The 802-nt window shown below is 74.6% G+C and carries 1 protein-coding gene; it reads left to right on the top strand.

Annotation, left to right across the window (positions count from 1 at the left end):
* A partial coding sequence (locus AC5L36_RS45365; RefSeq protein ID WP_441225326.1) for a sigma-70 family RNA polymerase sigma factor occupies positions 1 to 802 on the top strand: 802 nt, incomplete at both ends.

The following is an 802-nucleotide window of genomic DNA, read 5'->3' as shown; positions in this document are numbered from 1 at the left end:
TCGCGGCCGTTCGGGCCGGTGACACCGCCGCCTACGAGCTGGTCTACCGCCGGCACGTGGACGCCGCCCGGCGGATGACGCGCACGCTCGTACGCGACCCGGCGGACGTCGAGGACCTCGTCGCCGAGGCGTTCGCGAAGCTGCTGGCCACGCTGGAGGAGGGCGGCGGGCCGGAGTCCGCGTTCCGGCCGTATCTGCTCACCACCATTCGCCGGCTCTTCTACGACCGCACCCGCAAGGCCCGCCGCGAGTCGGTGACCGACGACCCCGAGGCCCACGACCCCGGCGTGCCCTTCGTGGACACGGCGGTCCAGGGGATGGAGTACGGCTTCGTCGCGCGCGCCTTCGCCCGCCTGCCCGAGCACTGGCAGGCGGTGCTGTGGCACACCGAGGTCGAGGGCGAGAACCCGGCCGACGTGGCGCCGATGATGGGGCTGACGCCCAACGGCGTGGCCGCGATGGCGTACCGGGCCCGCGAGCGGCTGCGCCAGAACTACCTACAGGAGCACATCGCCGCGGACCCGGCCGACGAGTGCCGGTGGTCGATCGAGCGGCTCGGTGCCCATGTCCGGGGTGGACTGTCCCGCCGGGACGGTCGCCGGGTCGAGCAGCACTTGGACGAGTGCCGGCGGTGCCATCTGCTGTTCGTCGAGCTCGGTGAGGTCAACGCGGGTATGCGCGAGATCCTGGCGGGCGCGCTGCTGGGCGGCTCCGCGGGCGCGTACCTGAGCGGCGCCGGCGCCGGCTCCGCGGGCTCGGCGGGTTCCGCGCTCGTGCGGCGGCTGCTGCGGCGCCGCTCGGT

It is taken from the genome of Phytohabitans sp. LZ39 (assembly GCF_059359075.1).
This window is presented reverse-complemented; position numbering and strand designations above follow the sequence as displayed.